Origin of the sequence: uncultured Rikenella sp. (genome assembly GCF_948810725.1) — a bacterium.
In the GTDB taxonomy this organism is placed as follows: domain Bacteria; phylum Bacteroidota; class Bacteroidia; order Bacteroidales; family Rikenellaceae; genus Rikenella.
The window spans coordinates 1-5,822 of record NZ_CAQIVA010000074.1; the positions used below are offsets into that span (position 1 = coordinate 1).

General features: G+C 46.0%; 5 protein-coding genes and 2 pseudogenes. 5 read left to right on the plus strand and 2 right to left on the minus strand.

The features are described from left to right. The 5 genes and pseudogenes from Q9S52_RS10305 to Q9S52_RS10325 form a co-directional block, all read left to right on the plus strand. The coding region (locus Q9S52_RS10305; protein WP_304709052.1) for a hypothetical protein at positions 1–196 on the plus strand (196 nt) is incomplete at its 5' end. Next, the gene (locus tag Q9S52_RS10310; RefSeq protein ID WP_304709053.1) at positions 189–806 is read left to right on the plus strand and encodes a hypothetical protein; all 618 of its coding nucleotides are present in this window, start codon (positions 189–191) and stop codon (positions 804–806) included. The genes Q9S52_RS10305 and Q9S52_RS10310, both read left to right, overlap by 8 nt. A 51-nt stretch (positions 807–857) precedes the next feature. Beyond that, a pseudogene (locus Q9S52_RS10315) lies at positions 858–1,163 on the plus strand (PcfK-like family protein); the annotation flags it as partial. Then, positions 1,154–1,387: pseudogene (locus Q9S52_RS10320) on the plus strand (PcfJ domain-containing protein); the annotation flags it as partial. The pseudogenes Q9S52_RS10315 and Q9S52_RS10320, both read left to right, overlap by 10 nt. A 217-nt stretch (positions 1,388–1,604) precedes the next feature. Beyond that, positions 1,605–2,315 (plus strand): Abi family protein, encoded by a 711-nt coding sequence (locus tag Q9S52_RS10325; RefSeq protein WP_304709054.1) that lies wholly within the window; start codon positions 1,605–1,607, stop codon positions 2,313–2,315. A 35-nt stretch (positions 2,316–2,350) separates the two neighbouring features. Here Q9S52_RS10325 and Q9S52_RS10330 read toward each other — a convergent pair whose 3' ends face one another. Continuing rightward, positions 2,351–2,581 (minus strand): hypothetical protein, encoded by a 231-nt coding sequence (locus Q9S52_RS10330; RefSeq protein ID WP_289198942.1) that lies wholly within the window; start codon positions 2,579–2,581, stop codon positions 2,351–2,353. A gap of 54 nt (positions 2,582–2,635) precedes the next feature. Then, positions 2,636–5,822, minus strand: a 3,187-nt coding sequence (locus Q9S52_RS10335) for a hypothetical protein (protein ID WP_304709055.1), incomplete at its 5' end; no start/stop codon positions are given.

Genomic DNA, 5,822 nt, shown 5'->3' on the forward strand with positions numbered 1-5,822 from the left:
AAAAATCATCCTCGGCCCCCTGGGTGGCCTTCTGTATTTTTCCCGGCGGGCCTACAGTCCGTGGCTGGGATCCACGGATGCGACCGGGCTGCGTTTCCGCTTCCTTTCGATGCCGTATAAATCTCACCTCCCAACTCCCTCAGAGGCTACGCACCTCACAAAAGGGAAAAACAAAAACACGAAGCAAAATGAGTGAAATTGTAAAACATTCTCGTTACGGAGAAATGAAACTTGGCACATGTGAGAATCTCTATTACATCACGTATGACCAATTGAGACAAGAATTGCCAAATCTGACTCGGATAAATGGAAATTTAACCCCGGAGGAATACCTTAATCCTCGTTATGGCTTCCGTTATCGATTTCCGTTTCCGGATGAATCGGATTTTTGGCAGGCACATAATGATTTTGATCGTGGTTTTCAGATCGTCATACCTCGTAGTCTGTTCCAGTCCGGGGCCATAGAGATATTGCATAAACAGATCTTCATACGTAATGGCCATCCCGCAAATTTCCCGTTTGGGCTACAGATTCCATGCCCGGCAACCGAGGAAGAATCAGGAGAAGTAGAATATTTCGACTATCACGGTATTCGCAAACATCTGATTCTTGAATTTGTGCAACAAACAATCGTAGGCAATCAATTGACCACGATTGTTCGCTGTCCTTTCTGCAACTTACGTTCTGTCTTAGCTAAAGAGGAAGTGGAACTTATCCATCATATCGTCTTCACGCAAACCAATCGATACGATGACTTGACCAAGCAAATAGTAGATATTGCATTAGCCGGATATAACCGGGTTTAATCTTGAACGATTCATTGAGGCGGGTAACTGCCCCGAAAAACTCCTACAATTATGACTCACGGAACAGAACATTTCAAGCAGACTATCAAAAGTTATTTGGACGGACGGGCGCAGGCGGATGAACTTTTCGCCGCCCGTTATGGCAATCCGGAGAAGAACATCGACGATTGTTGCACGTATATCATGAACCAGGTGCAGCGGAGCGGTTGTAACGGATTTACCGACGACGAAATTTATTCAATAGCGGTTCACTATTACGACGAAGACGACATCGAGGTCGGGAAGCCGATCAACTGTCAGGTGGTGGTCAATCATACGGTGGAACTGACCGCTGAAGAAAAGGAACAGGCGAGGCGATGCACCACTGTGTGTTTGCTAATAAGTATTATTTGAGGCCCGATTCGCTGATTTTGTCGGCGACTATCGACGGCCAGCGTGTCGAGACGGTCGAGGTCTCGCTAAAACGATTGCAGGTCGTGCAGAGCCGAGGCGTTTGCAACCAAAATACAGCGTATCATGATCGGATTATTCAGCTGGTCAATCGCAATATTCATTTGATCCGAGAGCGGATAACGGCCTAAATGAATCGCGCCCGGAGAAATATATCTCCGGGCGCGATGTTTTTGCTATATTTGTCTACAAGAGAAACAAAAACGGAAAGAGCTACAAGAACTCTTTCCGTTGTTCCTAACCCTAAAACTTGACATCAGACAGAGGTTATAGGGAATAATCTTAATAACAAAGATAAGAACTTTGTTAGATATAACAAAGTTCATGCAAAAATATTGCGTTGAAAATATGACTGAAGAAGAGCAACAGCGTTATTTTATCGCTTGCCTATCCGGACAGCGCATGAATCGTTATTTGAGGGCCTGTAGGGGCAACAAAGCGCAGGCTATTGCATTGTATCGCATGAACTTGCGTTTGGGTGTCGAATGTTTCTGCCTGATCAGTTATTTTGAGATTGTATTGCGTAATGCTATCAACAGATTGTATGTACAGGAGCATGGTCCTAATTGGTTGAAAAATGCAACTGTAGAAAACGGAATCTACAGCGATGTTTCCTGCAAACAGACTCGGCAAATCATTCAAACGGTTTTGGGAAAATTGGAAGATCCTTCTCATGCGGATGTGGTTGCAGCATTGGACTTGGGATTTTGGCGGTATCAATTTGCCGGGACTCAGTTTCAGGCAGCCGGACAAAAACTATTACAGATATTCCCCAATAAACCGAAAAGTGGCAAGACTCAGCAATATAACCATACCTATGTATTCCGGCAATTGGGAATTGTAAACGATATGCGGAATCGGATTGCTCATCATGAACCGCTCTGTTTTGCACAAGGAACAGCTACGATTGATCTTAGCTCAGTGAAACAGTGTATCGCAATAATCGATGAATTGATGGAATGGTTAGATATAGATCAGGGTATCATTTTTAATGATTGTAACGACCGATGCGAGTCGGTGATCCAAGAAATTGAAGATTTCGGACGGGGAAAAGAATAAATAAAAACGGCGTTCAATTATGAACGCCGTTTTGTTCATTGTCCGATACCGACATTTTGGATTTTAACCGAATCTGAATCGGTAACTGTAAATCCTTCAACTTCGATGGTAAGTCCAGATCCTCCGGAACCGGGAAGAGAGGTCGTATCTCCAAATTCTTTTTGTAACGAATTATCCGGCTCGACAGGCAGGGATTCTTTTTTGCAACTGAAACTAATGAGAATCGTTGCAATAGGTAGAAGAAAGAAAATTTTGCGCATATTCATGTGTATTGTCTTTTAAAGACAGAGAGGTTTTATACCTCTCTGTCAAATTGTGGTTTACAGGTCGATAGAGACAACGGTTGTAATTGTTTTGCTTTGTCCATTGTCATCTGTTGCTTTGAAATGCAATGTGAACCTTTTGTTCGTATTTCCTGGGGCAGAGGGATGGTAAATGCCATAACAACGAACTGTAATAGACATAGTTTTCCCGTTATTACCTCCATTGGTAACAGTTGTTGTCCAGTTATACTGAGGAGAATGATTGCCACCAAGATCACCACCTCCCACATTTATTCCAGAGAACTCACCGATATAATTGTTCCTCAGATCATTGTTTACCATAACTTCTCTCAATCGTAGAGTAACCGAGTTGTTCAGCTCGTAAGATTGATCACTGGTAATCTTTTCCAGCGAAAGTTTCAGATTTCCTGAATAATAAGGGCGGCCAGCATATAACTGGATGTCTGTGTATTTCCCCCCCTCAGATTCTGAAGCTTGTACATAAGCATATTCCGGTGTGGCATTGAGGGTAATAGGTGATTCTGTAACATCGATTGTCGAAACAAGAGTCTTTGTTTTCCCATCGTTTGCCTGGATTTTGAATGTGAGCGTGTGAGTACCAGTAGAATTCGGTGTATAAGTAAAGCGTGTTGCACCTTTACCCAATGTTAAAGTACTGGCATTTCCACCGCCGGACAATGTAAGTGTTCCACTGCCGGATTTTTGGATGGAGGTGGTGAATGTGCTGGTGTAGTTCGGTTTATCCAAATTCAATACGATCTCTACAGGCTTAGCCTTATATGTCCAAGGAGATGTTACGCTGGCTTCAATTTCCGGTTCACTGGCATTGACTGTGAATGTCGTTGTTTTTGACTGCCCATGAGTGTCGCTGACATTGAACGTAACAGTATGTGTGCCGCTGGAAGTCGGCGTGTAACCGATACTGGAATTTCCACCGTTCACATTGATGGAACTGCCGTTGCCGACAGTAGATCCATTGATTGTCATCGTGCCGCTGCCGGAGGTCGTTGCACGCACGGCGAATTGTCCGGGATGTTCGGCTTCGCTAATTGCTAATGTCGAGGTAGCTGTAGTATTAGTATATATTGTGGCCGAGGCTGGAGTCGCAGAAACTGTCAGCGGTGCTTGCGTTACATTGATCGTTACGCTGCTTTGTTTCGACTGACCGTAAGAATCGGTAAACGTAAAGTTTAGCGTATGCGCCCCGGTGCTGGTCGGAGTATAGGTCAAGTTTGTCGAACCGCCGGCAATCGAATACCCGGTGCCGGAATTCCAGATTGTAGTCCCGTTCTTCAGAACGCCGGTACCGCCACTAAATACGGTTGTAAAGTTGCTGGTGTAGTTGTCCTCGGCCAGCGACAGCGCGATGGTCGCTCCCCGTCCCACGTACATAGAGGCCGGGCCGGTGGCCGTAGCCGTCATAGTCGCATAATCGGCTTTGATCTTCACAGCAAACTCTTTCGACTGGCCATATATATCTTTCACCGTGAAAGACAACGTATGGTCGCCCAATGTATTCGGCGTATACGCCATCGTAGTATTGCCTCCGGCAAGATTGAATTCCTGCCCGAATGCTACGGTAGTACCGTTGGCCGTTAGTGTGCCTTCGCCGGTACGGGTCGCTGTCACTTTGAATACATCCGAATAGTTGGCTTCATTCGCCGAAATTGTAAAGCTGGCCGCTTTCTTGATCTGAGTCGAAAGGCTGCCGACGGAAGCTGAAGCCTCCAGAGGTGCATTTTGGGCTTCGACATTCAGGGTGACCGTTTTCTCTTGGCCGAACATATCGCGCAGCGTGAGCACAACCCGGTGCGATCCGGTTGCGGTCGGCGTGTACGACAGTTGGTGAACGCCTTTGGAAAGTGATTTTGACGTCCCGGCACCGAAAACGGCGTTGTTGATCTTGAGTGTCCCTTTGTTGGTTGCGGTAAACGTCAGGTTATACGGATTCTCGGGTGCTTCCTGCTCATCGATATGCAGCGTGCCGGTTACGGGAACCGATACATTCACTTCTGAGGCAGATACGTTATCCATCGAGAACGACAACGGATACGGTTCGACCGTAAACAGAGCGTGAGCCTCTGCTGGTTTTCCATGTTTATCTGTAATTCTGAATTGAATGTCGGTTGTTCCGCAATCATTCGGAGTATAAGTCAAATTATGGGTTCCGGCTGCAAGGTCGAATTTGACTCCGGGCGACAATACTTTTTCTTCTTTGGCGGTCTGCAATTTCAGCACTCCGGATCCTTCACTGAAGCTCGGAATAATAGAGAAATTTTCAGGATGCAGCGCCTCTCTGATTGTCAGGGTAAACGGTGTCGAGGTCTTGTATTTGATCGTTTGTCCGGTAGCCGACGTGCTGCATGTCAATGCAGGGGTAGAAACTTCACCGGACAAGGTTACGGTTTTTTCCTGGCCGTTTTCGTCGGTGATACGAATTGTAAATTCTACAGTACCTTTTCCACTTTCTTTCGGTGTGTACACGACTGGGATGGTCCCCGATCTATCGATCGTCGTAGTCTGGTTGTTGGCTATGGTTTTTCCGGCAATCGAGATCGTCCCGTCCTTGCCTTGAATAATGGAAGGACTGAGGGTGAATTGTCCCGTATAGTGTGCCTCGTTGACGGTCAATTCGTAGATCAAGGTTTCAGTCAAGTCGCACTTCCCTACTATCGTTTTTACCTCTGCGTTCAATGCCGGCAGGGTGATCGGGATGGCAACTTCATGCTCCTCTTCTTGGCCGATGTCGCTCTTGACCAGGAGCTTGAACTTATACTCTTCTGCGATCTTGGTCGGCTGTACCTTGAATACGTTTGTTCCGCTTTTCAGGTCGAATTCTTTGTTCTCGGTTACCTTTGTCCCGTTCACCTCGATTGTGGCAGCACCGCCATCCAAGGATGAAACGATACCTTTGAAGGCCTTGATGTGGTCTTGGGCAGGAACATTCACGTTTACATTGACGCTTTGTCCGTAGTTCACCTGCGGAACATTGGCTACGGTTATGCCGAGTTTGTTGGCCCCGACGGTGAATGTGACTGGGTAGGTCTTTTCGTTTCCGAATTTGTCATAGATCGTGAAAAGAAGCTTATGGCTGCCTGTTTCTTTCGGAACGTACTTGAAAATGTTCTTTCCCGATCTTAAATCGGTTTTTTCGCCATGAATCGGCACTATTCCATTAATCGTGAGTTCGCCACTATTGGGATCCTCGCACTCAAATTTAATT

Excerpts from the sequence above, each read along its gene's own strand:
- Q9S52_RS10310 (WP_304709053.1), top strand. The coding sequence starts at position 189 with ATGAGTGAAATTGTAAAACATTCTCGTTACGGAGAAATGAAACTTGGC.
- Q9S52_RS10325 (WP_304709054.1), top strand. The coding sequence starts at position 1,605 with ATGACTGAAGAAGAGCAACAGCGTTATTTTATCGCTTGCCTATCCGGA.
- Q9S52_RS10330 (WP_289198942.1), bottom strand. The coding sequence starts at position 2,581 with ATGAATATGCGCAAAATTTTCTTTCTTCTACCTATTGCAACGATTCTC.